Source organism: Luteibacter sp. 22Crub2.1, from assembly GCF_900167995.1.
Classification (GTDB): domain Bacteria; phylum Pseudomonadota; class Gammaproteobacteria; order Xanthomonadales; family Rhodanobacteraceae; genus Luteibacter; species Luteibacter mycovicinus.
Window position 1 is genome coordinate 210482 of sequence record NZ_FUYT01000009.1, and the last position, 26850, is coordinate 237331.

Below are 26850 nucleotides of genomic sequence, written 5' to 3' on the forward strand. Positions count from 1 at the left end.
GGGGTCGGGTGGATACCGGAGTCGCCGCGCGGTGAACCAGGATTAGCGGATGACGATTTCTTCCGGACACTCCGCTCTTCGCATCGGTCGTTTTTCAGAAGCCGGCCGGATCTATCTGGTTACAACGGTGGTGTGGAATCGCGCACCGCTGTTCCGCGATCACGTTACGGCTCGTATGGCAGCCCGCGCCATCCATTCCCCGAAGACCTGGCTAAATGCGGAATGCCTCGCGTGGGTGCTGATGCCGGACCACTGGCACGGAATCATCCAGCTCGGGGAGGACGCCGATCTGTCGAAAACGATAGGGAAGATGAAGTCGCGGGTCATCAGGGCGCTTCGAAAGACAGGGCGGGAGTCGCCCGTCTGGCAGCGGGCCTTTCATGATCGTGCGCTTCGCAAGGAAGACGATCTCAAAGCCATGGCGCGGTATGTCGTGGCCAATCCGATTCGCGCGGGGCTGGTGCGGCGCGTTGGGGACTATCCGTACTGGGATGCGATCTGGGTGGGGAGTTGAGGGTTGGGGTCGCGCGCGGGGCGCGCTCTTACATGTCGCGCGCGGGGCGCGCTCCTACATCAGGAGCGCGCCTTTTGCGGGGCTTATTTCTTCTTCGGGATATACAAGTCGGTGATCGTGCCCTCGTACACCTCGGCGGCCATGCCGACGGACTCGCCGAGCGTGGGGTGCGGGTGAACGGTGCGGCCGATGTCACCGGCTTCGGCACCCATCTCGATCGCCAGGGCGAGTTCGGAGATGAGGTCGCCCGCGTGCGGGCCGACGATGCCGGCACCGACGATGCGATGCGTCTCTTCGTCGAAGATCAGCTTGGTGAAACCCTCGGTGCGGTCGATACCGATGGCACGGCCCGAAGCCGCCCACGGGAACTTGCCCACGCCGACCTTGAGGCCCTTTTCCTTCGCTTCGCGCTCGGTCACGCCGACCCAGGCGATTTCCGGATCGGTGTAGGCCACCGACGGGATCACGCGAGCGTCGAAGAAGCTCTTCTGACCGGCGGCGGCTTCCGCCGCCACCTTGGCTTCGTGCGTGGCCTTGTGCGCCAGCATAGGCTGGCCGACGAGGTCGCCGATGGCGAAGATGTGCTTCACGTTGGTGCGCATCTGGCGGTCGACGGGGATGAAGCCGCGATCGCTGACTTCCACACCGGCCTTGTCCGCGCCGATCTTGTTGCCATTGGGCGAGCGGCCCACCGAGACGAGAACGCGGTCGTACACGGTGGTCTCGGGGATGCTGTCACCCTCGAAGGTGATCTCGATACCCTGCTTCGTAGCCTTGGCCGCGACGACCTTGGTCTTGAGATGGATGCCCTTGTAACGCTTGGCGATACGGCCTTGCAGCGGCTTGACCAGGTCGAGATCGGCGCCCGGCATCAGCTGGTCGGCGAGCTCGACGACGGTGACTTCCGAGCCGAGACCCGCGTACACCGTGGCCATTTCCAGGCCGATGATGCCACCGCCGACGACCAGCATTTTCTTCGGCACGTCGCGCAGTTCGAGCGCACCGGTCGAGTCGATGACGCGCTCGTCGTCCCACGGGAACGAAGGCAGCTTCACCGACTGCGAGCCCGCGGCGATGATGGCGTTCTCGAAGCGAATCAGCTTCGTGCCTTCCGCCGTGACGACTTCCATCTCGTTGGGCGAGATGAACGTGCCGACACCGGTGACGGTACGCACCTTGCGCGCCTTGGCCATCTGGGCCAGGCCGCCGGTGAGCTTGCCGACGACCTTCTCCTTGAACGAGCGCAGCTTGTCCAGGTCGATGGTCGGCTTGCCGAAGGCGATACCGTGCGCTTCGATGGCGGCGGCTTCGTCGATGACCGCGGCCGCGTGCAGCAGCGCCTTCGACGGGATGCAGCCGACGTTGAGGCAGACGCCACCGAGCGACTCGTAACGCTCGACCAGCACCACGTCGAGGCCGACGTCGGCGCCGCGGAACGCGGCCGTATAGCCGCCCGGACCGGAGCCGAGGACGACCAGCTGGCATTCGATGTCGGCCTTGCGACCGGACTCGGCCGCGGCCTTGACGGACGAAGCGGACGACGACGCGGCGGCGGGCGCGGCGACCGGTGTCGCCGGCTTCGGCGGTGCCGGCGCGGGCGACGGGGTGGGAGCGGCGGGCGCGTCCTTCACCGTCGACTGGCCGACGGCCTTTTTCGCGGCCGGCGCATCGGCGCCTTCCGCTTCGATGAGGGCGATCACGCTGCCGTCGTTGAGTTCGTCACCGATCTTGACCTTGATCTCGACGATCTTGCCCGCCTGAGAGGCGGGCACGTCCATCGTGGCCTTATCGGATTCGAGCGTGACCAGGCTCTGGTCCTTGGCGACCGTGTCGCCGACCTTCACCAGGATCTCGATCACCGGCACATCGTGCGAGCCGCCGAGATCGGGGACTTTCAGTTCGATCGTGTTAGCCATGCGTGTCGTCTCCGGTCAGAGCAACAGGCGACGGATGTCGCCGAGCTGCTGGGCGAGATACACGGCGAAGCGTGCGGCCAGGGCGCCGTCGATGACGCGGTGGTCGTACGACAGAGACAGCGGCAGGATCAGGCGCGGCGCGAATTCCTTGCCGTTCCACACCGGCTTCATCGCCGCCTTGGAAACGCCCAGAATTGCCACTTCCGGCGCGTTGACGATCGGCGTGAACGCCGTACCGCCGATGCCGCCGAGCGAGGAAATCGAGAAGCAGCCGCCCGACATGTCGGCGGCGGTAAGCTTCTTGTCGCGTGCCTTCTTCGAGATCTCACCCAGTTCCGCGGCGAGCTCGAGCAGACCCTTCTTGTCGGCGTCGCGGATGACCGGGACGACGAGGCCATCCGGCGTGTCCACGGCGATACCGACGTTGTAGTACTTCTTGAGCGTCAGCACTTCACCTGCCGCATCGAGCGACGCGTTGAACGTGGGGAATTTCTTCAGCGCCGCGACCACCGCCTTGATCTGGAAGACCAGCGGGGTGACCTTGAGGTCCTTGTTCTCTTCGCCGAGCTTCTTGCGGAAGGCTTCGAGCTCCGTGATGTCCGCATCTTCGAACTGCGTGACGTGCGGAATCATCGCCCAGTTGCGGGCGAGGTTCGCAGCGGAGATCTTCGGAATGCGGCCGAGCGGCTTTTCTTCGATGTCGCCGAATTTCGAGAAGTCGACCTTCGGCCACGGCAGCAGGCTGAGGCCATTGCCACCGGCGACCGCGCCGCCCTTCGACGGGGACGCACCCGAGGCCATCACCTGCTTCACGTAGCCGGAGATGTCTTCGCGCTGGATGCGGCCACCGCGACCGCTGCCCTTGACCTGGGCGACGTCGACACCGAGCTCGCGTGCGAAAGCGCGCACGGCGGGGCTGGCGTAGGGGGCATTGCCCGGCATGATCACGCTGGCGTCGAACGACACCGGCGGCGTACGCGGCGTGCCACCGGCGGGTTCGGACTTCGAGGCTTCCGAGGTCGAGGCGTCGGAGGCGGCGGCACGCTTCGGTGCTTCGGCCGGGGCTTCCGAGATACCGGGCTTGTCGGTCGAAGCGGCGGGCTGTGCGTCGGCCGAGGCGGCTTCAGCGGACTCGCCGCCGGCGCCTTCGAGCACGGCGATCAGGTCGCCGTCGTTCACTTCGTCGCCGACCTTGACCTTCAGTTCCCTGATGACGCCCGCGGCCGGGGCCGGGATGTCCATCGTGGCCTTGTCGGACTCGAGCGTCATCAGGCTCTGATCTTTCTCGACGGTATCGCCGACCTTGACCATGAGCTCGATGATCGGCACCGGCTTGCCGCCGATGTCGGGGACGGTGACGTTGACCGGGCCCGACGACTTCGAGGCGGCCGGTGCCTTGGCGGCGGCCGGTGCCGGAGCCGGCGCGGCGGCCTTGGCCTCGTCGGCCTTCGGAGCGGCAGCCTTCGGTGCATCGGCCTTGGGAGCGTCAGCCTTGGGCGCTTCGGCCGGGGCATCGCCCTCGGCTTCGACCAGGGCGATCACGTGACCTTCGTCGACTTCGTCGCCGACCTTGACCTTCAGTTCCTTGATGACGCCGGCGAACGGCGCCGGCACTTCCATCGTGGCCTTGTCGGATTCGAGCGTCACGAGGCTCTGGTCCTTTTCGACGCGATCGCCGACCTTGACCATGATTTCGATGACGGGGACCGCGCTACCACCAATATCGGGGACGCGGGCTTCTTTGACGTCGGCCATGGAACCTCCTAGAAAACAGGCGTCGGAGGGCGGCGAACCCACCGGCGGGGGAAGACAGGCGCCTATGCTGCGGCGCAACCGGTCGATTGTAATCCCTCACGCAGCTTTTCCCACGATTCAAACGGTCGTTGGGATGAATTTCTGCTTTTACTGGGAGTTACGACGGACTGAGCGGATTCGCAGCCGGGCCGTCGACCTTGCCCTGCCCTTCCGCCGCCGGCGCCGGATTGCCGATCATCCGGATCTCGCTCTGCGGGTAAGGAATGGTGATCCCCTCCTCGTCGAAGCGCTCCTTGATCCGACGCAGCAGATTCGTCTGCGCCCCCTGCATGTCGGCCACCGCCGTCCAGGCGCGGATCACGAGGTTGACGCTGGAGTCGCCGAGCGCATCGGTCCAGACGCCCGGCGCCGGATCCTTGAGGATGCGCGGATCCGCATCGAACAGATCGGTGATCACCTTCATCGCCTTACCGATGTCGTCGCTGTAGCCGATGCCGACCTTGAACTCGAAGCGACGCGTGCCACGCACGTTGTAGTTGATGATCGCGTCGCCGCCGACCTTCGCGTTCGGCACCACGGCTTCCCGGTTGTCCGGCGTGATCAGATAGGTGTGCATCAGGTTGACGCTCTGCACCGTGCCATCGATGCCGCCGACGGTGACGTAATCACCCACGCGGAACGGCCGGAACAGAATCAGCAGCACGCCCCAGGCGAGATTGGACAGCGAACTGGTGAGCGCGAGGCCGACGGCGAGTCCGGCGGCGCCGATGGCCGCGATAAAGGAAGCGGTGGGAATACCGACCGTGCCGAGCACCTGGATGAAGAGCAGTGCCAGCAGGACGCCGTAGACGACGTTGCGCAGGAACAGCGCCAGCGTGACATCGACATGCGCGCGCTCGAGTGCACGACGGCCGATGTTGGCGAGGCGTGCCGCGAGCCAGAAGCCGATGACCAGCAGCAGAATCGCGAGGCCGATGCGTACCGAGTACGAGAGGATGAGCGTGCGCATGGCGGCATCGACGCCGATACGGTCGAGGAAGTCGTTCATGGGGCTGCCTTTGGACGGTGGAAAAGTGCGCGACGAGGCTAGCAGCGACGAAGTGAAAAGGTGGTTTCGAGGCACAAAAAAGGCGCCTTTCGGCGCCTTCTTCGTTACGGCGTGCTGGTAGCCGCCGGTTTGGTCGGCACCTGCGCCGTCTGCGGGGTGTCGATCTTCCTGCCGCCGTACGGAAGCACCTCGGCGGCGACCTTCGGGTCCGCCTTGATCAGCGCAACTTCGTCGCTGACGATGTGCGCGGCTTCGTCCAGCGGCGTGTCCTTGGCCTTCTTCGCGTCGGCTTCCTGCTTGATCTCCGACTTCAGGCTGCGCTCGTTGGCGTTGAGGCCATCGTCGCCGGTGGTGTCGTCGTCGTTCGGATCCGCCGCGCTGCCATCGCCACCGAAGATCGCCTTGCGACGATTGCGGAAGTCGGTCTGCAGCGCGTCGTACTGCTTGCGCTCGGCCTGACGGGCGGCGAAGTTGAGCGAGATGTCGGTCTTGTCACGCAGCTTCTTGTACTGGGCGAGTTCGTCCAGCATCAGCTTCCACGCGGGCGAGGTGGCGACGCGTGCGTCGTGCTTCTGGTTGAGTGGACCGATGATCGGCTTGAGGTCGGCGACCGGCTTGTAGTCAGCCGGGTCGATATGACGCCACGGCAGCGCGTTGTCGTAGGTCGACTCACCGAATTCCTTCGCATCGCCGTTCTGCGGGAACTGGACGTCCGGCGTCACGCCATGCAGCTGCGTGCTGTCGCCGTTGATGCGGATGAATTCCGCGATCGTCATCTTCAGCTCGCCGTACTTGGCGTCTTCACCGGTCTGCGCCTTGCCGAAACGGTCGAGGTCGACCAGGTTCTGCACGGTGCCCTTACCGAAGGTCGGCTCACCGATGATGATGCCGCGGCCGTAGTCCTGGATGGCCGCCGCGAAAATTTCCGAGGCCGACGCCGAACCGCGGTTGACCATGACCGCCATCGGGCCGTCCCACGACATGCCCGGGACGTCGTCGCCCTGCGCGTCGATCTGGCCGCGCGCGTCACGCACCTGCACGACCGGGCCGGTGTCGATGAACAGACCGGTGAGCTCGGTGGCTTCCGACAGCGAACCGCCGCCGTTATTGCGCAGGTCCATGATGATGCCGTCCACCTTCTGCGCCTTCAGCTCGGTGAGCAGCTTGGACACGTCGCGCGTGGCGCTCTTGAAGTTGGCGTCGCCGTTACGGCGGGCGCCGAAGTCCTGATAGAACGTGGGCAGGTCGATCACGCCGATCTTGCGCGTGACATCGCCGTCCTTCACGTCGATGACCTTGGACTTGGCGGCCTGCTCTTCCATCGTGACCTTCTTGCGGACGAGCGTCACGACGTTGTGCTTGCCGTCGACGCCCGCATCGGCGGGAAGAATCTCGATACGGACGGTGGTGTCCTTCTTGCCGCGGATCAGCTTGACCACGTCGTCCTGGCGCCAGCCGACCACGTCGACCATGGGACCGGTTTCGCCCTGACCGATGGCGACGATGCGGTCGCCCGCCTTCATCTTGCCGGACTTGATCGCCGGGCCGCCGGGCACGAGCTCGCGGATGGTGGTGTAGTCGTCGCGTGCCTGCAGCACCGCACCGATGCCTTCCAGCGACAGACGCATGGCGATGTCGAACTGGTCCGCGGCGCGGGGGCCGAGGTAATCGGTGTGCGGGTCGGTCGAGTTGGCGTACGCGGTCATGAAGGCCTGCGTCGCGTCCTCGTTATCCAGCTGGCGCACGCGCGAGATGTACGTGGCGTAGCGCTTGTCGAGCGTCTTGCGGATCTCGTCGTCGGTCTTGCCGGCGAGCTTCAGGCGCAGCCAGTCGTTCATGGTGCGCTTGCGCCACACGTCGTCGAGCTCGGCCTGGTTCTTCGGGGCGGCGGCCTTCTTGCGGTCGAAGTTGAAGCTTTCGTTGCCGCTGAAGTCGAAGCCCTTGGCCAGCAGGCTGCGCGCGTAGTTCATGCGATCGACCGCGCGCGTGATGTACAGGTTGAACACCGAGAACGGCGCGGTCAGGTCCTGGTTCCAGATGGCGTCGTCGAGCTGGGTCTTCATCGGCTCGAACTTGGCCAGATCTTCCTGCGTGAAGAAGACTTTTTCGCTGTCGAGCGACTCGATGTAGGCCTTGTAGATCTTGGCCGACATAGCGTCGTCGAGCGGCTGGGCCTGATAGTGGAAGCGCGTGAGGAAGCGCGCCGACAGCTGCGAGGCCTGCGCTTCGGCCGGCGTGGCCTTCAGCGGCAGGGTGGATTCCTTACGCTGCGGCTCGGGCGAGGTCGCAGCTTCCGACGCGTCCTTCGGCTGCGGTGCGGCCGGCTTGGTCGCGGGCGCTGTGTCCGGCTGCGGCTTGGCGGTCTGGGCCTGGACGCCTGCTGCCGAGAGGGCAAGCAGGAGAGCGAACGCGGGACGAAGGGTCATGTAGTCGCAGCCTCGGAGTGCTTTAAATCGTTTATTCGACGACACCGGCGGCGTGAGCCATCAGGTCGGCATGGTAAGAGGATCGCACTAACGGGCCGGAAGCGACATGGCCGAAGCCCATCTCTTCGCCCGCGACGCGCAGCGCCTCGAACTCGTCCGGCGTCCAGTAACGGACCACCGGATGGTGATGCGCGGTCGGCTGCAGGTACTGGCCGATGGTGATCATGTCCACGTCATGGTTACGTAGATCGCGCATGGTCTCGAGCACCTGCTCCATCGTTTCGCCCAGGCCCAGCATGATGCCGGACTTGGTCGGCACTTCGGGATGCTGCGCCTTGAAGCGCTTGAGCAGGTCCAGCGACCACTGGTAATCCGCGCCCGGGCGCACTTCGCGGTAGAGGTGCGGGACGGTCTCGAGATTGTGGTTGAAGACGTCCGGCGGGAAGTCCTTCATGACCTCGAGCGCGCGATCCATCCGGCCCTTGCCGCGGAAATCCGGGGTCAGGATCTCGATGCGGATGTTGGGGCTGGCATGGCGCACGGCACGGATGCACGAGGCGAAATGCTCGGCACCGCCGTCGCGCAGGTCGTCGCGGTCCACCGAGGTGATCACCACGTATTTCAGGCGCATGTCGCGGATGGTCTCGGCCAGGCGCGCCGGTTCCAGGGGGTCAGGCGGCTGCGGGCGGCCGTGGGCCACATCGCAGAACGAGCAGCGACGGGTGCAGACCTCACCGAGGATCATGAAGGTGGCGGTGCCCTTGGAGAAGCACTCGTGGATATTCGGGCAGGAGGCTTCCTCGCAGACCGTGACCAGCGAGTTCTCGCGCAGGCGCGCCTTCAGCTGCTGCACGGCGTTGCCCTGCGGCAGACGGACGCGGATCCAGCCCGGCTTGCGCAGAACGGGCACGTTCGTATCGAAGCCCGCACGGTTGAGCGCGATCTTGTCGTTGCCCAGCATCTTCTCGCCCGGCTTGTCGACGACGGCGATGGGGATGCTGCGGGAGGGAGTGGCGGAGGTTTGGCTCATAACGGCTACGTCCTCAGACCGCGACGCGGGCGGGGAGTTCGGGGAGAGTGGAGTCGGCGGCGACGGCATGAAAGCCGAACTGCTTACAGAATTCCTGTACCAGGACGTCTTCCACGTCCACCAACCGCGACGGACCGCCCAAGTCTAGCACCTGGGTGACTTCCAAACCCTTGTACCCGCAGGGATTGATGCGGTGGTAGGGCTCGAGATCCATGTCCACGTTGAAGGCCAGCCCGTGGAAGCTGCAGCCGCGGCGGATGCGCAGGCCGAGGGCGGCCACTTTGGCGCCAGCCACGTAAACGCCGGGCGCGCCTTCCTGACGTTCGGCGCCGATGTTCCATTCGCCCAGGGTATCGATGATGGCCTGCTCGATGCGGCAGACCAGCTCACGCACGCCCACCCCGACACGGCGCAGGTCGATCATCGGGTAGGCCACGATCTGGCCGGGCCCGTGATAGGTCACCTGACCGCCGCGATCCACGCGGACCACCGGGATATCCCCCGCCGCCAGCACGTGCTCCTCCTTGCCGGCCTGTCCCAGCGTAAAGACAGGATCGTGCTCCAGCAGCCACAGCTCGTCGACCGTGTCGTCGGTGCGGTTGTCGGTGAAGGCGCTCATGGCCTTCCAGGTGGATTCGTAGGGGACGCGCCCCAGCCGGCGGACGTTGAGGGGGTGGGTCATGAGGATGGGGTCGGAGGGGATGCCGAGGAATTGTGGGCGATGCCCGCGCTAAACAAGGATAGCCCCCTGTAGGAGCGCGCCCCGCGCGCTCCTGCAGGGGCATGCCCGGATCACATCGTGAAGCGAATATTCTCGTCCGCACGCAGGGTGCTATGCGCCTCGAGGTATTTCTCGCGCGTCGGCGCGACGAAGCTCACCGTCACCGACTGGTAATTGCCGGCCGGGGTCAGCTTGGTCGACAGTGTCTCGTGCAGTACTTCGAGGCCGACACCGTGGAGCAAGGCCGGCACGTGCTTGTCCAGACCCGCATTGGCGTTGCCGATCGCGGTGATCTCGAACTCGCCCGGGAACTGGAAGCCCTTGCCGTCTTTCTGCGCGTCAGTGAAGTCGATTTCCTTCATCGCCCGAGCCCTCTTACTTCTTGTCGCCGTCGCTGTGGAACCACAGCATGATCGTGTCCCACAGGCGCGAGAAGAAGCCGCCTTCGGGCGCGTCGTTCAGGGCCACGAGCGGCGCGGTGAGCACCGGCTGGCCGTCGAGCGTCACGCGCAGCGTGCCGACCTGCTGGCCCTTCTTGAACGGGGCGATCAGGGTCGAGGGGATGTCGAGGTTGGCCTTGAGCTTGTCGTAGTCGCCGCGCTTGACCGACACCATCGCGTCTTCGGCCACACCGAGCGGGATGGTGTTCTCGGCGCCCTTCCACAGCTTGGGCGTGGCCAGCGGCTTGTTGGCTTCGTAGAGCTTATGGCTCTCGAAGAAGCGGAAACCGTAATTGAGCAGCGCCAGCGCGGCATCCGCACGGCCCTTCTCGCTGTTGGCGCCCATGATGATGGCGATCATGCGGGCGTCACCCTGCTTGGCCGACGCCGCCAGGCAGTAGCCTGCCGCCGCGGTGTGACCGGTCTTGATACCGTCGACGGTGTTGTCGCGCCACAGCAGCAGGTTGCGGTTGTGCTGCTTGATGCCGTTCCACTCGAACTCCTTGACGGCCGAGATCGCGTAGTCCTCGGGGAAGTCGTGGATGAGCGCGCGGGACAGGATCGCGATGTCGTGCGCGGTGGTGTAGTGGTTGGCGACCGGATAGCCGGAGGCGTTCTGGAACTGCGAATGCGTCATGCCCAGCTGCTTGGCGTACGCGTTCATCAGATTGGCGAAGGCCGGCTCCGAGCCCGCCGTGTGTTCGGCCAGCGCGATGGCGGCGTCGTTACCGGACTGGATGATCATGCCGTAGAGCAGGTCTTTCAGCTTCACCTGGCTGTTGAGCTTGAGGAAGCTGGTGGAGCCGTCGGTGCTGGCACCGCCGCCGCGCCAGGCGTTTTCGCTGATGGTGACCGGATCTTCGTTGTGGATCTTGCCGTTGCCCAGCTCGGCCGAGACGACGTAGTCGGTCATGATCTTGGTGATCGAGGCCGGCTCGAGCTGCACGTCCATGTCCTTCGACGCGATGATCTGCCCGGTGTTGTAGTCCATCAGCACCCAGCTCTTGCCCTCGACGTCCGGCGGCGGCGGCACCGGCGCCTCGGGCACCACCGGGCGCGGCACGACGGGCGGACGGGGGGGCTGCTGCGCCGCGACACCCGCGACGAGCGCGGCGGCGGCAAAAGCGAACAGGGAGCGAGGCAGAAGCTTCATCGTTTCAACGGTCCAGTCAAATGCAACAAAAAAAGAAGGTCAGTCTACCGCGACCGAGGGGCGGGGCAGACCCATGCCAGCGATCTGGTCGGTCACGCGATCGGCCGTATCGACGTCAGCCATGGGCCCGACCCGGACCCGGCGCACGCTGCGGCCGCCGACGGCGGTCTCGATCACACTGACAGGGCCAAGGCCAGCTTTGTTCAGCTGATCGGCGACGCGGTTGGCATTGGCGGCATCCGAGAAGGCGCCGACCTGAAGGTAGATGGTGGGTTTGCCGACCACGGGGGCGGCGACCGGGCCACGGGAGGGACTGGAAGCCGGGGCTTTGGCGCCTGTCCCGGTGCCCGCGCCCGCGAGGGGCGGCAGCGCTTCGGTCGGCGACACCCCGGTCATGCCGGGCACATGGCCCTCGGCGGGGCTGACGCCAGCCACAGCCGTCCCACCGACCGGGGCATCGATATCCTGCGACGGTGCGCGCGGCGCCAGCGCGCGCTCGGGCGTGGACGCGGGCCGCGCACCGACCGGCGCTGGCGCGGCCGCGCTGGCGACCACCCGCGGCGGCGGCGGTGGCGCGGTGATCGGCGCGGGTTTCGGCGCCGTGTTGACGTACGGCGCGCCGCGATCGCTGTTGGCTTCCGTCGGATCGATCGCGCGGACTTCGACCAGACCCGTGCCCTTCGGCCAGACACCGATCTTCACGGCCGCGGCGAAGGACAGATCGATGATGCGGTTCTCGTGGAACGGACCGCGATCGTTGATGCGGACGATGACCGTCTTGCCGTTCTCGAGGTTGGTGACACGTGCGTAGCTCGGCAGCGGCAACGTCTTGTGCGCGCCGGAGAACTGATACATGTCGTATTCCTCGAGACTCGAGGTCTTGTAGCCGTGGAACTTGTTGCCGTAGAACGAGGCGATGCCGCGCTCGACGTAACCGCGCGGCGAGGGCAGCACGTTGTAGGTCTGGCCGAGCACGGAATACGGGCTCTTGTTGCCGTAGAGCGAGCGTGGCTCGACCTTCGGCACCGGCTCCGGGAGCTTGCTGACATCCGGAATCTCGGTCGGCACGCTGTCGGAACTGGACCGATAGCGGGAGCCCTGCGACTTGCGGATGTCGTCGTAGCCGCCGCGCGATGAGGATGAGGAGCCGCCACTGCTACCCCCACGCGAGACCGGGCGGGTGTTTTTCGACCCGCCGCAGGCGCTGAGCAACAACGCGACCAGCAGGACAGCGGCAACGCGCAGGAGCGCGCCCCGCGCGCGATACCCCCAGGCAGCCATCGAGAGCACACGCCCAACACCGGAACACGACGCGAAAGGATGTCGCGCGCAGGGCGCGCTCCTACCCGGCATCGCCGCCGTACCGGCGCGATGCCTCATCGCGGGGCGGGTCCGCCGGCGCGCTCGCGGATGGCCTGGGCCAGCTGGTTCACGGCCATGGCGTACATCGGGCTGCGGTTGTAGGTGGTGATCACGTAGAAATTCTGGAAGGTGAACCAGTATTCGTCACCCGACGGCCCGTCGAGACGCACCAGCTGTGCGTCGCGACCCGGGTTGAGATGCTGCACGGGTGCGAAGCCGTCGGCGACGAACGATTCCACCGGCGCCACGGGGCGCCAGTCCTTCGGGACATCGGGCGCACGCACGCGCGTATCGGGCTGCGCACGCGCCGCCACGGGACCGCCACGCTCCCAGCCGTGCTCGACGAAGTAGTTGGCGATGCTGGCGAAGATGTCGCCCATCGAGCCCTTCATGTCGATACGGCCGTCGTGGTCGTAATCCACGCCCCAGTCGCGGATGGACGAAGGCATGAACTGGCCCCACCCCTGCGCGCCGGCATAGGAGCCGGTCAGCGTGTCGACGGGCCCGCCCAGGTGGTTCGACGGCAGTTCGAGCAGCGTTTTCAGCTGCTCGCGGAAGAACGGCGCACGCTTGGGGTAATAGAACGCGAGCGTGGTGAGCGCATCGATCACCTTCCACTTGCCGGTGTTCTTGCCGTAGAAGGTTTCGACACCGACGATGGCGACGATGTATTCCGGCGGCACGCCGTACTTGCGGCCGATGCCGTCGAGCAGCGCGCGGTGTTCCTCGTAAAACGCGGCACCGGCGGCGATCCGCTGCTCGGTGAGAAAAATCGGACGGTAATCGCGCCAGGGTTTGCCCTCGGCGGGTCGGCTGATCGCGTCGAGGATCGCCTGCTGCTTCTTCGCGTTGTCGAGCAACGCGTTCAGCGAGGCCTTGCTCTTGCCGGTGTCCTTCGCCACCTCGCGCACGAGCGCATCCTGGCCAGGATGCGTCTCAGCACGCGCGGACGCTGCAAAAAGCAGGGGGATACCGATCAACGCGCCAGCGAGGCGCGGGAGGTGGCGTGCGGGTCGGGCGCGGCGCGCAGTCAGAACTTCATCCATGCACCGAAGGGTAACACGCAGCTGTGGCGCATCCGGGGCGCGTTTCGGCCGCTGTTCAGCCATCAATCGTGCAGTTTGCGATTGGCGTGAATCGACATCAGCACACCGAAGCCCGTCAGCAGCGAGACGGCCGACGTACCGCCGTAACTGACCAGCGGCATCGGCACGCCGACCACCGGCAGAATGCCCGCGACCATGCCGCCGTTGACCGCCACGTAGACGAAGAAACTCATGCCGATGGCGCCGGCCAGCAGGCGTGAATACGTGTCGCGCGCGTTCATCGCGATCCACAGGCAGCGGCCGATGATGAACGCGTACAGCAGCATGATGCCGATAACGCCGATCAGGCCGAATTCCTCGGAGAACACCGCGAAGATGAAGTCGGTGGTGTGCTCGGGCAGGAACTCCAGGCGCGACTGCGTACTGTGCTGCCAGCCCTTGCCGAACACGCCGCCGGAGCCGACGGCGATCTTCGACTGGATGATGTGCCAGCCATTGCCCAGCGGGTCGGATTCCGGATCCAGCAGGGTGCGCACGCGATTGCGCTGGTACTCGTGCAGGAACTGCCAGGCGACGGGAATGGCGCCGCCCACGGCGCCGACGATCAGGCCGATGCGCCACCAGGCCATGCCGGAAAGGAACAGCGCGAACGCACCCGCTCCCGCGACCAGCAGCGCCGTGCCCAGGTCGGGCTGTTTCGCGATCAGACCGGCCGGCACCGCGATCAGCAGACCGACCACGGCGATGTCCTTCCAGCTCGGCGGCAGCTGCCGGGGATGCAGGTACCAGGCGACCATCATCGGCATGGTCAGCTTGAGCAGTTCGGACGGCTGGAAACGCATGACACCCAGATCCAGCCAGCGATAGGCGCCGCGGCCCTCGCCCAGGATCGCGACGACGACCAGCAGGGCGGTGCTGCCCATGTACAGCCAGGGCGTCCACGAGCGCAGCACCGGCGGCGGAATCCGCGAGATGACGACCAGCAGCACGGCACCCAGACCGAAGCGCATGGCTTGCCCCGTCACCAGACTGGCATCGGCATTGCCCGCGCTGTACAGCGTGGTCAGGCCGACGCAGGCCAGGATGAACAGCGCCAGCAGCAGCGGAATGTCGAGGCGCGGCCGGCTCAGAAGACGCAGGCCGAAACGCTTCATCCGCATGGAGAGGTTGGCGATCACGGTCACTGGTCCTCACCATTGTCGTCGGGCGGCTCCGCACTGCTGGCGGCACCGGCGGGCTGCACGCCCTGGGCGGGCGCGTCTTCCGGCGGCGCCGCCTCGGGCGGCGCATCGGCGGTCACGACGGGGCCGGGCGGCGCTTCGGACGGACGCGGACCACCCTCGTCGACCACCCACTGATCGAGCACCTTGCGCGCGATCGGGCCGGAATCCTGCGCGCCCCACGCGCCGGCCTCCAGCACCACGGCCACCGAGATTTTGGGGTCGTCCGCCGGCGTGTAGGCGATGAACAGCGCGCGGTGGCGCGACGCCAGATAGGCCGAATTCTTGTTCTGGTCGTAGGCGTTGGTGGTGCGCGAGAAGCGCTCGGCCGTGCCGCTCTTGCCTGCGATGACGTACGGAAAGCCAATGCCGAGCTTCTTGCCGGTACCGCCGGTGATCACCGCTTTCATGCCGTCGTTGACGGTTTCCCAGTCGGCCTCCTTGCGAATCACGGAGGGACCGGAAGGCGGGAATGACTGAGCCACGCGCGGGCTGTCCACACCGTCCTGCGTATCGAGGAGGAAGTGCGGCGTGTAGGGAACGCCGCGCCCGGCGAACGTCGCCACCGCGTGCGCCAGCTGCAGCGGCGTCACGGCCCAGTAACCCTGACCGATGCCTGCGATGATCGTTTCGCCCGGGAACCAGCCGGCCTTACTGCGCGACGCCTTCCACTCACGCGACGGCAGGATGCCCTCGACTTCGCCGACCAGATCGATGCCCGTCTTCTTGCCGAAGCCAAGACTCCCCATCCACTGGGAGAGGCGGTCGATGCCCATGTCGAGCGCGAGACGGTAGAAATAGGTGTTGGTCGACAGTTCGATGGCGCGGACCATGTTGACCGTGCCGTTACCGCCGCGCACGTCGTCGCGATAGCAGCGCGACTGGCCGGGGATGCAGAACTCACCCGTCGACAGCACGGTGTCAGACGGCCGGCGAATCCCCATCGTGAGGCCACCGAGCGCGAGAAAGGGCTTCACGGTGGAACCCGGCGGATACACGCCGCGAAGCGCACGGTTGTACAGCGGCTTGTCGGGCGAGGTGGTCAGCGCCTTGTAATCCGCCGAGCTGATGCCGTTGACGAACAGGTTGGGATCGAAGCTGGGCTCGCTGGCGAAGGCCAGCACCTGCCCATTGCGCGGATCGATCGCGATCGCCGCGCCCGCGCGGCCGTTGAGTCCATCCTCGGCCGCCTTCTGCAGGCGCACGTCGATGCTCAGGTAGATGTTCTTGCCCGGCGTGGGCGGCGTGGTGTCGAGCACGGCCTGCGTGCGGCCGTCCGCATTCACTTCGACCAGCTCGTAGCCCGGCGCGCCGTGCAGCAGCTTCTCGTACGAGCGCTCGATGCCGATGCGACCGATGTGCGTGGTGCCCTTGTAGGTCGCCTCTTCCTCGTCGTCCATGCGATTGAGGTCGTCCACGTCGATCCGGCTGACGTACCCGATGACGTGGGCCAGCGCCGGACCGAGCGGGTAGCGACGGGTCAGGTAAGGCACGACATCCACGCCGGGAAACCGCCAGCGATTGACGTCGAAGCGGCCGATCTCGTCCTCGGTCAGCTTGAGCTTCAGCGGCACGCCTTCGAAGCGACGACTGCCCTTCACCTGCTTCTTGAACGTGGCGATATCGTCGTCGCTGAGTGGCACGATGGCGCCGAGCCTGGCGAGCATGGCGTCCATGTTGCCGACCTGCTCGGGCGTCACCTCGAGCCGAAACGCAGGCACGTTATCGGCCAGCAGCACGCCGTTGCGATCGAAGATCAGGCCGCGCGCGGGCGGAATCGCACGCGGTTTCACGCGGTTCTGTTCCGAACGCGTGGCGAACTCGTCGTGGTGATTGACCTGCAGGTTGACGTACTGGCAGCACACGGCGATCAGACCGGCCAGAATCAGCGCAAAACCGGCCAGCGCGCGGCGGCGGAACAGCGCCACCTCGCCACGGACCTCCTTGATCGAGGCGCGCCGGGTGCTCATGTTTCGTGGATGCGCAGCCGTGCGCGGAGGTCGTCCAGGATCAGGAACACGAACGGCCACAGGGCCGCGCCGACGAAGGGCGAGATCCAGTATTCCGCCGGCGGCACGGGATCGCCGCCAAGCACGCGGATCAGCAGGAGCAACACGCGGTCGTTGAGCAACAGGGCCAGCACGGCCAGCGCCTGCTGCCACATCGGGAAGAAACGCAGCCGCGAGCGGAAGCGCAGCGCGATGAAGACCATCGCGGTAAGTCGCAGTGCCTGCTCACCCAGCAACACACCGTCGAACAGATCCGCGCCCACGCCCAGACAGAACGCCATGCCAAGCGTGACCCGGTCGCCCGACTGCAGGCACCAGTAAAGCAGGATCAGCGCCGGCCAGTACGGCTTGAACGGCGTCAGCGGACCCGGCAACGGAATCAGCATGAGGAACAGCGACAGCAGGAGCGTCGCCGCGAACCAGAGCTGCCGGACGCGGATACGGTTCATGGCGTGCTCCCGGCCGTGGATGCGCGCGCGGGCGCGACGCGACTCGTGGTCGGCGAGGTCACCGAAGGCAGCGTGGGCGCAGGTGTCGGAACCGCGGGCGGTGCGTTCGGATCGGGTGCCATGCTGGCTGGCGGCCCCGCTTCCGGCGCGAGCGACGGCGGACCCGCCGGCTCGGCCAGGTCGTGCAGGAGCAGCACGTCTTCACTGCGGTCGAGATCGGCGGCCGGTTTGGCCTGCGCGGAAAGAAAGGTTCCCGATGCGGTCTGTGCGACGTCACGGATCTCCCCCACCGGGAAGCCCGGCGGGAAGCGACCGCCGAGGCCCGACGTGACCAGCTTGTCGCCCGCCTGCACGTCAGCCGAGACCGGAATGGTCGGCAGGGTCAGCATGTCGCCCGCACGTGAGCCATAGGCCACGGTGCGCAGGCCGGTGCGTTCAATGGTCACCGGAATGGCGTGGTTGGGATCGGTAATCAGCATGGCCACCGAGGTAGTCGGCATCACGTCGACGATCTGGCCCATGACGCCACGCGCGTCGATCACCACCTGCCCCTGCTGCACCTTGTCGCGGGCGCCGAGGTTGAGCACGATCCGGTGCCGGAACGGACCGAGGTCCACGCCGACCAGACGCGCGAGCTGCACGTTGAGCGAGAGGCTGTGCTGGGTATCGAGCAGTTCCTTCAGGCGCTGGTTCTGCTCGGCGACCGAGGCCATGCGGTTGAGCTTGGCATTGGCCAGCAGCAGATCTTCCCGCAGGCGCTGGTTCTGCTCGGTCAGGCGCTGGCGATCGGCGAACGCCACCGTGGCCGCCTGGAAACCCTGCGATGGCAGGCCGGCGATCCGGTATACGGGTTCAATGACGATCGACAGGCCGTAGCGCACGTTGGCCAGCCAGCCGCCCCGGTGGTCGAGGACCATCAGGACACAGGCGAGGGCCAGATACACGATCAGGCGTAGCGTTCCCGCTACGCCTGGTGCGAAAAGCGGCGACTTGTCGTCGCGATTCAGCGCCACGGCCTAGCGTCCGGGCGCCGCGAGCGCGGCGGTCATTCGAAAGCGAAGAAGTCGCTGCCGTGCTGGTCGATCATCTCCAGGGCCTTGCCGCCGCCACGCGCCACGCAGGTGAGCGGGTCGTCGGCCACCTGCACGTGCAGGCCGGTTTCCTCGGAGATCAGGCGATCCAGATCGCGCAGCAGCGCGCCGCCACCGGTGAGCACGATGCCGCGCTCGGCCACGTCGGAGCAGAGCTCCGGCGGGGTCTGCTCCAGCGCCGCCTTGACCGCGGCCACGATGCCGGACAGCGGCTCGTGAAGGGCTTCGAGCACTTCGTTGGAGTTGATCGTGAACATGCGCGGCACGCCCTCGGCGAGGTTACGGCCGGAGATTTCCATCTCGCGGACTTCGCTCTGCGGGAAGGCGCAGCCGACCTCGAGCTTGATCCGCTCGGCGGTGGATTCACCGATCAGCGTGCCGTGGTTGCGACGCACGTAGTTGATGATGGCTTCGTCGAAGCGGTCGCCGCCCACGCGCACGGACTGCGAGTAGACGATGCCGTTGAGCGAGATGACCGCGACTTCGGAGGTACCGCCGCCGATGTCGAGGACCATGGAGCCGCGGGCCTCGTGCACCGGAATGCCGGCGCCGATCGCGGCGGCCATCGGTTCTTCGATCAGGAACACGTCGCGCGCACCCGCGCCTTCGGCGGATTCCTTGATGGCGCGACGTTCCACCTGGGTGGACCCGCAGGGCACGCAGACCAGCACGCGCGGGCTGGGACGCAACATGCGCGAGCGGTGCACCTGCTTGATGAAATGCTGGAGCATCGCCTCGGTCATGGTGAAGTCGGCGATGACGCCGTCCTTCATCGGACGCACCGTGGCGATATTGCCCGGGGTGCGGCCGAGCATGCGCTTGGCGTCGCCACCCACGGCGGCGACGGCACGCGGGCCGCCCGGGCCACGATCCTGACGGATGGCCACGACCGACGGCTCGTTCAGGACAATGCCCTGCCCGCGCACGTAGATGAGCGTATTCGCCGTACCGAGATCGATGGAGATGTCGTTCGAAAAGAGTCCGCGGAACTTCTTAAACATGATGCGGCGGGCGCCCGTTGCGGCAAAAAGTAAGCGTGGAAGTCTAGATTGGCGCCCTCCCCCACGCAAGGGCGGAGCGGAGGCGAAGAAGTTAAGAAAGTCTTGTAAGTCCGATGGATGCGAGCGAAAGGTGACGCATATCCGTAATTCTGTACGTAAGTACCTGTCGCCTCGGCGGACGATTTTGGGTACGATCCGTCGGTTTGCCGAACCCCTCGCGTTCGGCGCTCGCGGCGGCCGGCTCACGGCCGCGCCATTCATCCTTTCAGGGTCGCCCAAGCATGACTGCCGTTATCTGCGGATCGCTCGCCTACGACACCATCATGGTGTTCCAGGACCAGTTCAAGAACCACATCATTCCGGACCAGGTGCATATCCTGAACGTGTCGTTCCTGGTGCCGGCCATGCGCCGCGAGTTCGGCGGTTGCGCCGGCAACATCGCATACAACCTGAAGCTGCTCGGCGGCGAACCGATGCCCGTGGCCACCGTCGGCCAGGATTTCGCGCCCTACCGCGCGCACCTCGAGAAATTCGGCATCCGCCTCGATGGCGTTCGCCAGTTCGACGACCAGTTCACGCCGCAGTGCTTCATCACCACGGATCTGGACAACAACCAGATCACGGCCTTCCATCCGGGCGCGATGTCCAGCGCGCACGAAAACCACGTGCGTGACATCCCGGACTATCAGTTCGGCATCGTCGCGCCGGACGGCCGCGAAGCCATGCTGCAGCACGTCGACGAGTTCGCCGCGCGCGGCGTGCCCTTCATCTTCGATCCGGGCCAGGCGATGCCGCTGTTCAACGGCGACGAGTTCCGCTCGATGATCGGCAAGGCCACGTACGTCATCGTCAACGACTACGAGTCGCAGCTGCTGCAGCAGCGCACCGGCTGGAGCGCGGCGGACATCGCGTCGAAGGTCACCGCGTACATCATCACGCAGGGTCCGCGCGGCTCGCTGATCCACGTCGACGGCCAGACGATCGAGATCCCGCCGGCACGCGAGCACAAGGTGGTCGACCCCACCGGCTGCGGCGACGCGTATCGTGCCGGCCTGATCTTCGGCATCATGAAGGGCTACGACTGGCCGACCGTCGGCAAGATGGCGTCGCTGATGGGCGCGCTGAAGGTCGAGCATCCGGGCACGCAGAACCAGTACTTCACGTACGAGCAGTTCGCGACCGAGTTCGAAAGCCAGTTCGGTTACAAGCTGGGCTGATAGCCGCTTTGTAACGTGCATAAAAAAAGGGCGGCGCAGAAATGCGCCGCCCTTTTTCGTGCAGCAAACGGTAGGAGCGCGCCCCGCGCGCGACCCACCCCGCGACAAAGCCCATCACGCGCAGGGCGCACCCCCACACGGCCGCGTCAGTTCCTGGGCTTGAACCCCATCGTCGCCGTCACCGCCTGTTTCCAGCCTTCGTAAAGGTCGTCACGCGCTTCCTTGGTCATCGCGGGCTCGAACTTGCGATCGACCGCCCAGCGCTTGGCGATATCCGCACGGTCCTTCCAGAAACCGACCGCGAGGCCGGCGAGGTACGCCGCGCCCTGCGCCGTGGTTTCCTGCACCTTCGGACGCAACACCGTCACGTCGAGAATGTCCGCCTGGAATTGCGCCATGAAGTCGTTGGCGATCGCACCACCGTCGGCACGCAGCTCCTTCAGCTCGATGCCCGAGTCGATCTGCATCGCTTCGAGCACGTCGCGCGTCTGGTACGCCATCGACTCGAGGGCGGCGCGGATGAACTGTTCCTTCGTCGTACCGCGCGAGAGACCGAACACGGCGCCACGCACATCGCTGCGCCAGTACGGCGCACCAAGACCGACGAACGCCGGCACGAAGTACACACCATCGTTGTCCTTCGCGCGTTCCGCATACGACTGCGAATCCGACGCCTTGCCCAGCATCCGCAGACCGTCGCGCAGCCACTGGATGACGGAACCGGCAACGAAGATGCTGCCTTCCAGCGCGTATTCGACCTTGCCGTCCACACCCCACGCGATGGTGGTGAGCAGACCGTTCTTCGAACGCACGGCCTTCTCGCCCGTGTTCATCAGCATGAAGCAGCCGGTGCCGTACGTGTTCTTGGCCAGACCCGGCTCGAAGCATGCCTGACCGAACAACGCCGCCTGCTGGTCACCGGCGATACCGGCGATCGGCACTTCGCGGCCGAAGAAATGCTTGGCCAGCGTATTGCCGTAGACCTCACTGGACGACTTCACTTCCGGCAGCATCGCGCGCGGCACGTTGAGCATCTTCAGCAGCTCATCGTCCCATTCGCGCTTGTAGATGTCGTACATCAGCGTGCGCGACGCATTGGTGTAATCGGTCACGTGCACCTTGCCACCGGTGAGGTTCCAGATCACCCAGGTGTCGATGGTGCCGAACAGAAGCTCGCCCGCCTCGGCCCTCTCCTGCGCGCCCTCGACATGGTCAAGGATCCAGCGCACCTTGGTACCGGCGAAGTACGCGTCGATCAGCAGACCGGTCTTCTCGCGAACCATCTCATCATGGCCGTCGGCCTTGAGCTTCTCGCAGATGTCGGCGGTCTGGCGCGACTGCCAGACGATCGCGTTGTAGATCGGCTGACCGCTCTTCTTGTCCCACACCACCGCGGTCTCGCGCTGGTTGGTGATGCCGATGCCTTCGATACAGCTGGCGTCGATACCGGAGCTGCTGATGACCTCGGTCATCGTCGACAGCACGCTGGTCATGATTTCGCGCGGGTTGTGTTCGACCCAGCCCGGCTGCGGGAAGATCTGGGGGAACTCACGCTGCGCGGTGCCCGCGATGTTGCCGTCGTGGTCGAAAAGAATCGTGCGAGAGCTGGTGGTGCCCTGGTCGATGGCGAGGATGTATTTCTGCTTGCTCATCTGCGGCCTCACGAAATGGTGTTGGTGGAAGATGTGCCGCGCGCCGCCTTTTGGCGCGCTTCTTCAAGCGCACGCTGACGTGCTGGCAGGAAAGGATGCACGAGCAGCTGGTAAGCGCCGCCACCGACGACACCACCGATCAGCGGACCGACGATCGGCACCCACCAGTAGTTGTCCGGCGACGGAAGCGCCGAGGGACCCCAGCCGGCGAAGTAGGCGAACAGTCGCGGACCGAAATCACGCGCGGGGTTGATCGCCCATGCCTCGAGATAGCCCATCGACGCGCCGATGGTGGCGACCAGCAGGCCGATGATCAGCGCGCCGTTGTTCGCGCCCGGAGCGGTTTCGTTGTACTGCTCGGTGATGGCGAAGATACCGAACAGCAGGAAAGCGGTAAGGATGATCTGATCGGACAGCGCGTGCATGGGCGAGACGGCCAGGCCCGGATGTGTAAAGAACACGCCCGCCGCACCGCCCGCTTCGCGGGTCAGGTTGTGCGTGGCGTTGAAATGATCGATGACCGGACCGAACAGCGCGTAGACGATAGCCGCGCCGAGAAACGCGCCGATCACCTGGGCGATCCAGTAAGGCACGACTTTCTTCCAGGAGAAGTCGCGGAACACCGCCAGGGCCAGCGTCACCGCCGGATTGGCGTGTGTACCGGACACCGATGCGGTCGCGTAGATCGCGATGGTCACCGCGAGACCCCAGGCGATACAGACACCCCAGTAGGCATTCAGATAGGGACTGGGATCGTAAAGCACGTACATACACGCTACGGAATCGCCGAAAGCGATGATGATGAACATCGCCAGGGCTTCGGAAATCAACTCGCCTATATTTTGTCGCATGATCCGTCTCTCCATCGGTTTCATGGCAGGGGCAGCGCGTGAGCGCTACGGGTTAATGGCGGGGCCCTTCGGGACCCGCTGATTGAGGTATTCGGTAAGACGCTTCACGTCGTCCGGACCGACACGCAGGCCGATCTTGCTGCGCCGCCAGAGGATGTCTTCCGCTTCGGTCGCCCATTCGTGCCGGATCAGGTAGTCGACTTCAGCCTGATACAGGTCGGAACCGAAGTGTGTCCCCAGCGCATCGAGGCCATCGGCTTCGCCCAGCAGATCGCGGGCGCGCGTGCCGTACATGTGCGTGAGACGCCATGCGAAGGTCTCAGGCAACCAAGGACGTGACGACCGGATGTCGTCGGTGAGCGCGTCGATGTCGCGCTCACCGCCACCGGGCAGCGGACGCGCGTCGGCCGTCCACGCCGGCTTGTCGTTACCCAGCAGCGGGGCGAGCTTGTCGACCGCCTCTTCGGACAGCTTGCGGTACGTGGTCAGCTTACCGCCGAAGACGTTCAGCAGCGGCGCCCCACCGGTCTGATCGATGTCGAGCAGGTAATCGCGCGTCACTTCCGAGGCGCTGCCCGCTTCGTCCTGCAGCAGCGGACGCACGCCGCTATAGCTCCAGACCACGTCGTCCGGCGTCAGCTGCTTCTTGAAGTAACGGTTGGCGGCGTCGCAAAGGTAACGCGTCTCGTCGGCGTCGATTTCGGGATGCGACGGGTCGGCCTTGTACTCGACGTCGGTGGTTCCGATCAGCGTGAAGTCGCGCTCGTACGGGATAGCGAACACGATGCGACGATCGGGCTGCTGGAAGATATACGCGTAGCGATGATCGAAGATCTTCGGAACGATGATGTGGCTGCCCTTGATCAGGCGCAGCGAGTGCGTGTGCTTCACGTGCACTACGTCGTCGAGGAAACTCGCGGCCCACGGACCCGCGGCGTTGACGAGCGCCCGCGCCTTGACGAAGTGGCGGGTGCCGTCGCGGGACTCGAGTTCAGCCGTCCAGCCGTCCGCGTCACGACGTGCGCTGACGCACCTGGTGTGCGTCTCCACCTTGGCGCCGCGGTGCACGGCGTCCATGGCGTTGAGCACCACGAGACGTGCGTCCTGCACCCAGGCGTCGGAATAGACGAAGCCTACCGCGAAGTCATCGCGCATCGGCTCGCCGGTGACGTGTTTGGCGAAACGAACGCGGCGCGAGCCCGGCAGCGTGCGGCGACCGCGGCCCAGATGATCGTAGAGGAACAGTCCGATACGAATCATCCACGCCGGGCGCAGATGCGGCTGATGCGGAAGGACGAAGCGCAACGGCCAGATAATGTGCGGGGCCGCGCGAAGAAGCACCTCGCGCTCGGCGAGTGCCTTGCCCACGAGGGCGAACTCGAACTGCTCCAGATACCGCAGGCCGCCGTGGATCAGCTTGGTCGACGCGCTCGAGGTATGCGAAGCCAGATCGTCACGTTCACACAGCCATACCGAGAGCCCGCGGCCCACGGCGTCACGCGCGATGCCGACACCGTTGACGCCGCCACCGACTACCAGAACATCGACCTGCTCGACCATTACCCACCCCACTTGGCTGGGGGCGGCGCCTTGCTGAGGAGACAACCCTACGCTCGGGTACGTTCGTTTTCCCTGAGGGAGCACCCGAAGGGCGCAAAAACGAACACGTCAGACCATCGGCAAGGCGTCGCCCGCGTTGAAAGGAGCATATTCGAACACAAACGAACATCGCACGCTGCACTGCAGCGTACGATTTGTCCGTCATGCGAGCTGGGTAAGTCTTTCAAGGAGCGAGGGCGGGCTCGCGAGCCGTCTGGGGAGGCGCTGGGAAGCCGCGCTGGGGGCGGTGGCGCCGGCGGTGGCACCCCTCAGTCCGCCACAAACAACCGCGTACCCGCCGCCTCGATGACCGGGAGCAACGGCTCCGGCGGCGTCTTATCGGTGAACCAGGCGTCCACCCGGCTGAAGTCACCCAGCCTGACCATGGCGTTGCGGCCGATCTTGGTGTGGTCCGCCGCGAGGTAGACCTGGCGCGAGTGCTCGATGATCGCCTGGGCGACGCGCACTTCGTGGAAGTCGAAGTCCAGCAAGGTGCCATCCAGCTCGATACCCGAGATGCCGATGATCCCGTAGTCCACCTTGAACTGACGGATCAGCTCGATCGTGGCCTCGCCTGTCACACCATGATCGCGAGCCCGGACCACACCGCCGGCGACGATCACCTCGAACGTCGGGTTCTCGCTCAGCAACAAAGCGATATTGAGATTGTTGGTAATGACACGAAGATCCCGGCGCTCGAGCAGGGCCCGTCCCACCCCCTCGTTGGTGGTGCCGAGGTTGATGAACAACGATGACCCATCGGGAATCTGGGCGGCGATAGCCGCGGCGATCCGGCCCTTCTCAGCCGCCTGCAAGGTCTGACGCGCCGCATAAGCCACGTTTTCAACACTGCTGGTAGGGGTGCTCACGCCGCCGTGGTAGCGGCGAATCAAGCCGCCGTCAGCGAGCAGGTTAAGGTCCCGCCGGATGGTCTGCGGTGCCACATCGAAGTGGCTGGCGAGTTCATCGACACCGACGAAGCCCTGGCGCTGGACGATCGCGACCAGTTCTTCCTGTCTTCGGTTGAGGCGTAAATCCATGACGTTCCCTTGTTGCACGACGCGCCGACATGATGGCGTCTAATCGGACGAGTGTCATGTTGCACCGGCGTCGATGCGTCGACGATCGCACCTTTGCCTAATTGGCGTACTGGTGCGGCCTCTATCCGACATTCGTGCGAGAGATCAGACGCGATCCTTGTTGCGCAGTCTGTGGGCCTCGTTCGCAAGCTGCGTAACGCTGCACCGATGCGTTACTCCACATGTCGCTGCACGGTATGGCATGGCAGTGGCGTGCCTGGCACGGTACGGCCGGTCAACGTCGCACGCGACTCAAGCCGCTCTATGCAAAGGATCTCCGTTGAACTTCGTTCGTTTTCTTTTCTGCACCCTGACGCTGTCCTGCACATCCGCCGTGGGTGTCCACGCACAAGATGCATTTGCCGTCCCCCGGCCGGCCATGACTGCGCTGCCGTCGTTGACCGCGACACACGACGAGATGCACCTGCCGATCGACGCGCAGTCCGTGGTGCCTGTCCCACGTGCACCCGCTCCTGGACTCTCGAGCGTCCGTATTCTCGCCGTGGGCTCGACCACGTGCGGTTGGGAGTATCCCGATGGCAAGGGAACCACGACGTGCAATCACGGCGGCGGCGAGCTCCGTGTCGCCGTCATGGAGATCGGGTACGGATCCAATCCGATCGCATCCATGAATGGCGGACAGTTGCCGCGCTCGGCCCAATACGCAAGCACCGGCATCTGTGTCACCGGCACGCAGTACACATGGCCATGCACGCCAGGCCAGACGGTGGTCGGTTGGCTCAACGAGTACAACGTGGACGGCTACGAGTCCGGACTGTTCAAGTATCAGAACACGTCGACCAATGCGCCGCACAACACGGTTTACACCCAGATCAACGTTCTTTGAGCGTTAGGTAACGCAAGGCTTCGCCGAGAAGGGAGAGACCTCCAAAAAAAAAACCCGCCACGATAGCTCGTGGCGGGGTTTTGGGATAAAGCCCCTGGCGGTAACCTGTTGCGGGTCGCGCTGCGCGCAAAAGAAAAACCCGCCACGATAGCTCGTAGCGGGTTGTTAGGATAAAGCCCCTGGCGGTGACCTACTCTTGCATGGCTTGAGCCACACTACCATCGGCGCATGCGCGTTTCACTTCTGAGTTCGGGATGGGATCAGGTGGTACCACGCCGCTATAGCCGCCAGGGAAGGGGTGGGAGCAGCGCATTGAGCGCCGGCTCCACAGAGGGTGTAAACGAGGGACAAGCGTCCGGGTTTAATCGAACAGCGAGTTAAGAGATAAGACGGTGAAGCGTCTTGGGGTTATATGGTCAAGCCT

The 26850-nt window shown here is 65.3% G+C and carries 22 protein-coding genes and 1 rRNA gene; 3 read left to right on the forward strand and 20 right to left on the reverse strand.

The annotated features are described in order from the left end of the window. Positions 1 to 49: 49 nt before the first annotated feature. Positions 50 to 514 carry an REP-associated tyrosine transposase gene (locus B5X73_RS11650; RefSeq protein WP_079521823.1) on the forward strand — a complete coding sequence of 155 codons (465 nt, stop codon included), beginning with the start codon at positions 50 to 52 and terminating at the stop codon, positions 512 to 514. An 83-nt stretch (positions 515 to 597) separates the two neighbouring features. Here the strand turns inward: B5X73_RS11650 and lpdA are convergent, their stop codons facing one another. The 15 genes from lpdA to B5X73_RS11725 form a co-directional block, all read right to left on the reverse strand. Then, positions 598 to 2430 carry a dihydrolipoyl dehydrogenase gene (lpdA, locus tag B5X73_RS11655; RefSeq protein ID WP_079521824.1) on the reverse strand — a complete coding sequence of 611 codons (1833 nt, stop codon included), beginning with the start codon at positions 2428 to 2430 and terminating at the stop codon, positions 598 to 600. Between the two features lie 15 nt (positions 2431 to 2445). Continuing rightward, positions 2446 to 4185 (reverse strand): dihydrolipoyllysine-residue acetyltransferase, encoded by a 1740-nt coding sequence (aceF, locus tag B5X73_RS11660; RefSeq protein WP_079521825.1) that lies wholly within the window; start codon positions 4183 to 4185, stop codon positions 2446 to 2448. A 157-nt stretch (positions 4186 to 4342) separates the two neighbouring features. Beyond that, positions 4343 to 5233: a mechanosensitive ion channel family protein gene (locus B5X73_RS11665; protein WP_079521826.1), complete on the reverse strand. Its 891-nt coding sequence runs from the start codon at positions 5231 to 5233 to the stop codon at positions 4343 to 4345. A 104-nt stretch (positions 5234 to 5337) separates the two neighbouring features. Next, positions 5338 to 7659 (reverse strand): carboxy terminal-processing peptidase, encoded by a 2322-nt coding sequence (locus B5X73_RS11670; protein WP_036116125.1) that lies wholly within the window; start codon positions 7657 to 7659, stop codon positions 5338 to 5340. A gap of 31 nt (positions 7660 to 7690) precedes the next feature. Continuing rightward, positions 7691 to 8689, reverse strand: a complete 999-nt coding sequence (gene lipA, locus B5X73_RS11675) for a lipoyl synthase (RefSeq protein ID WP_079521827.1) — start codon at positions 8687 to 8689, stop codon at positions 7691 to 7693. A gap of 13 nt (positions 8690 to 8702) precedes the next feature. Beyond that, complete coding sequence (gene lipB, locus B5X73_RS11680; RefSeq protein ID WP_051944020.1) at positions 8703 to 9371, reverse strand: lipoyl(octanoyl) transferase LipB; 669 nt, start codon at positions 9369 to 9371, stop codon at positions 8703 to 8705. A gap of 110 nt (positions 9372 to 9481) precedes the next feature. Beyond that, positions 9482 to 9772, reverse strand: coding sequence for a DUF493 family protein (locus B5X73_RS11685; protein ID WP_036116134.1), 291 nt, complete (start codon positions 9770 to 9772; stop codon positions 9482 to 9484). A gap of 13 nt (positions 9773 to 9785) precedes the next feature. Further along, a complete protein-coding gene (locus B5X73_RS11690) occupies positions 9786 to 11003 on the reverse strand; it encodes a D-alanyl-D-alanine carboxypeptidase family protein (protein ID WP_036116136.1) in 1218 nt (405 codons plus the stop codon). A gap of 39 nt (positions 11004 to 11042) precedes the next feature. Then, the gene (locus tag B5X73_RS11695) at positions 11043 to 12284 is read right to left on the reverse strand and encodes a septal ring lytic transglycosylase RlpA family protein (protein WP_079521828.1); all 1242 of its coding nucleotides are present in this window, start codon (positions 12282 to 12284) and stop codon (positions 11043 to 11045) included. 95 nt (positions 12285 to 12379) lie between these two features. Further along, on the reverse strand, positions 12380 to 13276 hold the full coding sequence (mltB, locus tag B5X73_RS11700; protein WP_343124642.1) for a lytic murein transglycosylase B: 897 nt from the start codon (positions 13274 to 13276) through the stop codon (positions 12380 to 12382). Between the two features lie 197 nt (positions 13277 to 13473). Further along, entirely contained in the window at positions 13474 to 14571 is a 1098-nt protein-coding gene (rodA, locus tag B5X73_RS11705; RefSeq protein WP_090354594.1) for a rod shape-determining protein RodA, read from the reverse strand. Between the two features lie 20 nt (positions 14572 to 14591). Then, positions 14592 to 16601, reverse strand: a complete 2010-nt coding sequence (gene mrdA / locus B5X73_RS11710) for a penicillin-binding protein 2 (protein ID WP_079521830.1) — start codon at positions 16599 to 16601, stop codon at positions 14592 to 14594. Next, positions 16598 to 17089, reverse strand: a complete 492-nt coding sequence (gene mreD / locus B5X73_RS11715) for a rod shape-determining protein MreD (protein WP_036116140.1) — start codon at positions 17087 to 17089, stop codon at positions 16598 to 16600. The genes mrdA and mreD overlap by 4 nt, the downstream gene beginning before the upstream one ends. Beyond that, positions 17086 to 18102, reverse strand: coding sequence for a rod shape-determining protein MreC (mreC, locus tag B5X73_RS11720; RefSeq protein WP_036116142.1), 1017 nt, complete (start codon positions 18100 to 18102; stop codon positions 17086 to 17088). The genes mreD and mreC overlap by 4 nt, the downstream gene beginning before the upstream one ends. A 32-nt stretch (positions 18103 to 18134) precedes the next feature. Further along, complete coding sequence (locus B5X73_RS11725; protein ID WP_036116143.1) at positions 18135 to 19181, reverse strand: rod shape-determining protein; 1047 nt, start codon at positions 19179 to 19181, stop codon at positions 18135 to 18137. A gap of 281 nt (positions 19182 to 19462) precedes the next feature. Here B5X73_RS11725 and B5X73_RS11730 point away from each other — a divergent pair, with 281 nt between their 5' ends. After that, the gene (locus B5X73_RS11730; RefSeq protein WP_036116144.1) at positions 19463 to 20398 is read left to right on the forward strand and encodes a carbohydrate kinase family protein; all 936 of its coding nucleotides are present in this window, start codon (positions 19463 to 19465) and stop codon (positions 20396 to 20398) included. A gap of 146 nt (positions 20399 to 20544) precedes the next feature. Here B5X73_RS11730 and glpK read toward each other — a convergent pair whose 3' ends face one another. From glpK to B5X73_RS11750, 4 genes are all read right to left on the reverse strand, one after another. Continuing rightward, the gene (gene glpK / locus B5X73_RS11735) at positions 20545 to 22050 is read right to left on the reverse strand and encodes a glycerol kinase GlpK (protein ID WP_036116145.1); all 1506 of its coding nucleotides are present in this window, start codon (positions 22048 to 22050) and stop codon (positions 20545 to 20547) included. A gap of 8 nt (positions 22051 to 22058) precedes the next feature. Further along, positions 22059 to 22904 (reverse strand): MIP/aquaporin family protein, encoded by an 846-nt coding sequence (locus B5X73_RS11740; protein ID WP_036118475.1) that lies wholly within the window; start codon positions 22902 to 22904, stop codon positions 22059 to 22061. A 42-nt stretch (positions 22905 to 22946) separates the two neighbouring features. Next, positions 22947 to 24461 carry a glycerol-3-phosphate dehydrogenase gene (gene glpD / locus B5X73_RS11745; protein WP_079521831.1) on the reverse strand — a complete coding sequence of 505 codons (1515 nt, stop codon included), beginning with the start codon at positions 24459 to 24461 and terminating at the stop codon, positions 22947 to 22949. Between the two features lie 308 nt (positions 24462 to 24769). Continuing rightward, the gene (locus B5X73_RS11750; RefSeq protein ID WP_036116147.1) at positions 24770 to 25540 is read right to left on the reverse strand and encodes a DeoR family transcriptional regulator; all 771 of its coding nucleotides are present in this window, start codon (positions 25538 to 25540) and stop codon (positions 24770 to 24772) included. 319 nt (positions 25541 to 25859) lie between these two features. Between B5X73_RS11750 and B5X73_RS11755 the strand changes: the two genes are divergently transcribed. Beyond that, positions 25860 to 26426, forward strand: coding sequence for a YolA family protein (locus B5X73_RS11755; protein ID WP_217699771.1), 567 nt, complete (start codon positions 25860 to 25862; stop codon positions 26424 to 26426). Positions 26427 to 26603: 177 nt separating this feature from the next. Here B5X73_RS11755 and rrf read toward each other — a convergent pair. Continuing rightward, positions 26604 to 26718 (reverse strand): 5S ribosomal RNA (rrf, locus tag B5X73_RS11760). Positions 26719 to 26850: the final 132 nt, after the last annotated feature.

Excerpts from the sequence above, each read along its gene's own strand:
- B5X73_RS11670 (WP_036116125.1), bottom strand. The coding sequence starts at position 7,659 with ATGACCCTTCGTCCCGCGTTCGCTCTCCTGCTTGCCCTCTCGGCAGCA.
- lpdA (WP_079521824.1), bottom strand. The coding sequence starts at position 2,430 with ATGGCTAACACGATCGAACTGAAAGTCCCCGATCTCGGCGGCTCGCAC.
- B5X73_RS11730 (WP_036116144.1), top strand. The coding sequence starts at position 19,463 with ATGACTGCCGTTATCTGCGGATCGCTCGCCTACGACACCATCATGGTG.
- B5X73_RS11665 (WP_079521826.1), bottom strand. The coding sequence starts at position 5,233 with ATGAACGACTTCCTCGACCGTATCGGCGTCGATGCCGCCATGCGCACG.
- glpK (WP_036116145.1), bottom strand. The coding sequence starts at position 22,050 with ATGAGCAAGCAGAAATACATCCTCGCCATCGACCAGGGCACCACCAGC.
- aceF (WP_079521825.1), bottom strand. The coding sequence starts at position 4,185 with ATGGCCGACGTCAAAGAAGCCCGCGTCCCCGATATTGGTGGTAGCGCG.
- mrdA (WP_079521830.1), bottom strand. The coding sequence starts at position 16,601 with ATGAGCACCCGGCGCGCCTCGATCAAGGAGGTCCGTGGCGAGGTGGCG.
- B5X73_RS11725 (WP_036116143.1), bottom strand. The coding sequence starts at position 19,181 with ATGTTTAAGAAGTTCCGCGGACTCTTTTCGAACGACATCTCCATCGAT.
- B5X73_RS11750 (WP_036116147.1), bottom strand. The coding sequence starts at position 25,540 with ATGGATTTACGCCTCAACCGAAGACAGGAAGAACTGGTCGCGATCGTC.
- lipA (WP_079521827.1), bottom strand. The coding sequence starts at position 8,689 with ATGAGCCAAACCTCCGCCACTCCCTCCCGCAGCATCCCCATCGCCGTC.
- B5X73_RS11690 (WP_036116136.1), bottom strand. The coding sequence starts at position 11,003 with ATGAAGCTTCTGCCTCGCTCCCTGTTCGCTTTTGCCGCCGCCGCGCTC.
- B5X73_RS11685 (WP_036116134.1), bottom strand. The coding sequence starts at position 9,772 with ATGAAGGAAATCGACTTCACTGACGCGCAGAAAGACGGCAAGGGCTTC.
- B5X73_RS11695 (WP_079521828.1), bottom strand. The coding sequence starts at position 12,284 with ATGGCTGCCTGGGGGTATCGCGCGCGGGGCGCGCTCCTGCGCGTTGCC.
- lipB (WP_051944020.1), bottom strand. The coding sequence starts at position 9,371 with ATGACCCACCCCCTCAACGTCCGCCGGCTGGGGCGCGTCCCCTACGAA.
- mreD (WP_036116140.1), bottom strand. The coding sequence starts at position 17,089 with ATGAACCGTATCCGCGTCCGGCAGCTCTGGTTCGCGGCGACGCTCCTG.
- B5X73_RS11650 (WP_079521823.1), top strand. The coding sequence starts at position 50 with ATGACGATTTCTTCCGGACACTCCGCTCTTCGCATCGGTCGTTTTTCA.
- rodA (WP_090354594.1), bottom strand. The coding sequence starts at position 14,571 with ATGCGGATGAAGCGTTTCGGCCTGCGTCTTCTGAGCCGGCCGCGCCTC.
- glpD (WP_079521831.1), bottom strand. The coding sequence starts at position 24,461 with ATGGTCGAGCAGGTCGATGTTCTGGTAGTCGGTGGCGGCGTCAACGGT.